This is a genomic window from Lacrimispora sp. (genome assembly GCF_032078915.1).
Lineage (GTDB): Bacteria > Bacillota > Clostridia > Lachnospirales > Lachnospiraceae > Lacrimispora.
In genome coordinates, this window is record NZ_DAMAUN010000188.1 from 1 (window position 1) to 2,243 (window position 2,243).

Sequence of the window (2,243 nt, forward strand, 5' to 3'; positions counted from 1 at the left end):
TTGCAGGAGTGGCACCTGTGCAGACATGGCTTCCTGATTTTACCACATCAGGAGCGGTAAAGACCGGTGAAGTGGAAATGAATGCGGCAATCGCTTTAAAGGCTTCCAAGGCAGCCGGAGCATTCCGCAATATCAAAGTAAAATAGGAGGGCTATTTATGAAAGTATATGCTCCAAACAAGCAATACACTGGTGTTTCCGCCAGTGTATCTTTTTGCAATGGCGTAGGAGAGACAGAAGATCCCCGTCTGCTTAATTGGTTTCATAATCATGGTTATGAGATGGAGACTCAGATAAGAAACCCAGAAGAGGCTCCAGAAGAGAATTCCGAGGGTACAGAAGAAATTACCGAAAAGGAAGCAAAGAAAGGGAGAGCAGCGACCCCGAAAGCGGGTGTGTAAAATGGCCTACATCCCTTATGTCACACCGGAGTATTACAAAGGAACCTATAAAGGCAGCATAGTACCGGAGGAAGATCTGGAAAAGGTTCTCAGGCAGGCCAGCCGTCACATTGATTCTCTGACTTACAATCGCATTGAGGGCCGGGGATTTTCCAATTTGACCGAGTTTCAGCAGGAAGTCATTCAGGAAGTGATCTGCCAGCAGGCTGATTTCGAATATGAGAATGCCGATGAGATCGATACAATCCTGTCCAGTTACAGCATTAATGGAGTATCGGCGCAGTTTGGGAGCTCCTGGAATGTATTCACAGATAAGGGCATTGCCATGAAACGTGATGTGTACGCTCAGCTCTCCCAGACAGGCCTATGCTGCCGGTTAGCGAGGTGAGCTTATGAAATATCCATGTTTAGTGCCGAAGCGACTCTGTAAGACCGATATTCACGTTCACTTGGAAAGTGAGGAAACCAACAACCTGAGTGAACCAAAGTATGTAGCCGATCTGGACCTGAAATGTAACTTCCAGGACCGGGCGAAAACCATTCTCACAGCAGAAAAGAAATTGGTTCAGATTACGGGAACAGCCATGTTCCCCGGTGATATTGCACCAGACTTCCCAAGCCTAAGTGGTGGTACAGTTAATGTGTTTGGGGAAGAGAGGCGGATTGAACAGGGGACCAAGAACCGGAACCCGGACGGCACAGTAAACTTCTGCACTCTGGAGGTGGTCTGATGCAGGTTAAATCAACGGTTAAGATGAATATGCCCAGGATCAAGCAGCTGACACAGGCGGCGGTAACGGCTCTGGAAATGACAGCAGAGGCGTTACATACAGAAGTGATCCAGGCTCAGGTCATGCCTTTTGATACCGGACATCTTCAGGGGGAGAGCTTCTTTGTTGAATATTCCGATTCCTCTAAAGGAAAGGTACAGCTCGTTTCAAGTACCCCTTATGCAAGGCGTCTATATTTCCACCCAGAATATAACTTCCAAACAGATGAGAACCCCAATGCAAGAGGCCACTGGTTTGAAGATTGGGAGCCAGGAGGAGGCAAAGCCGGCTTTGCTCCCAGTGCGTATAAGAAATTTTACAAGAAAGTAGGTGGTGTATGATGCTGTCTTTGAAGGATATCCGCCAGTACATTTCCTGTCTGGCCGTTGCTGAAGACGATAATGTTTATATTGGTAAGCTGGATAATAAAAAGCAAAAGTCCATCGGAGTTTATAGCCGACTTTCCACCGGTTCGGCCAATATTGCCATTGGTGGTCTCGAATGTACCACTTACGATACAAAGCCGGTCTCCCTCCTTATCCATTGGAGTAAAAGCAAAGATGAGACAGAGAGAGCGGCTTATAACTTATTTGAGAAACTAAGAAGTGTATCCAGCCTGACCATAGGAGATACCCCTATAAATTTCTTGCGCTTGATGGTTCCTGAACCGCAGGACGTTGGAACGGATGATGACGGGGTATATGAGTATGTGATCTGGCTGGATTTTATTTATGAAAGGAACAGGTGAATGTTATGCCAGAAGCAAAAGTGTATCCGGTAAATAACAATAAATTCAAGGTAGGATTAGCTGGCAAAAAGGATACTATGACCGCGATTGCCAATTTAACGAACTTTGCCCCCAGTATTGAGGGCGGCGTAGAGGAATGGAACGCCATGGAGCATGAGGGCTGGGGAGATGCTATGATGACCAGCAAGAAGCTGTCCTTCTCCTTCCAGGGAAAGCGCACTTATGGAGATCCGGGAAATGATTACATTGCAGGCCTTGCATGGAAATCCGGTAATGATGTGGTGGCTCCGTTTGAATGGGAAATGCCTTCCGGCACTATAGTATC

General features: G+C 46.9%; 6 protein-coding genes. All 6 read left to right on the plus strand.

Features of this window, described 5'->3' with window-relative positions; all coding sequences use genetic code 11:
• Positions 1-157: 157 nt before the first annotated feature.
• The gene (locus tag RT269_RS30015) at positions 158-400 is read left to right on the plus strand and encodes a hypothetical protein (RefSeq protein ID WP_313188193.1); all 243 of its coding nucleotides are present in this window, start codon (positions 158-160) and stop codon (positions 398-400) included.
• A gap of 1 nt (position 401) precedes the next feature.
• Complete coding sequence (locus RT269_RS30020) at positions 402-788, plus strand: hypothetical protein (protein ID WP_313188195.1); 387 nt, start codon at positions 402-404, stop codon at positions 786-788.
• 4 nt (positions 789-792) lie between these two features.
• The gene (locus tag RT269_RS30025) at positions 793-1,131 is read left to right on the plus strand and encodes a hypothetical protein (RefSeq protein ID WP_313188196.1); all 339 of its coding nucleotides are present in this window, start codon (positions 793-795) and stop codon (positions 1,129-1,131) included.
• Entirely contained in the window at positions 1,131-1,511 is a 381-nt protein-coding gene (locus RT269_RS30030) for a hypothetical protein (RefSeq protein WP_313188197.1), read from the plus strand. The genes RT269_RS30025 and RT269_RS30030 overlap by 1 nt, the downstream gene beginning before the upstream one ends.
• A complete protein-coding gene (locus tag RT269_RS30035; protein WP_313188199.1) occupies positions 1,508-1,918 on the plus strand; it encodes a phage tail terminator protein in 411 nt (136 codons plus the stop codon). Before RT269_RS30030 ends, RT269_RS30035 begins: the two co-directional genes overlap by 4 nt.
• A 5-nt stretch (positions 1,919-1,923) precedes the next feature.
• The coding region (locus RT269_RS30040; protein ID WP_313188201.1) for a phage tail tube protein at positions 1,924-2,243 on the plus strand (320 nt) is incomplete at its 3' end.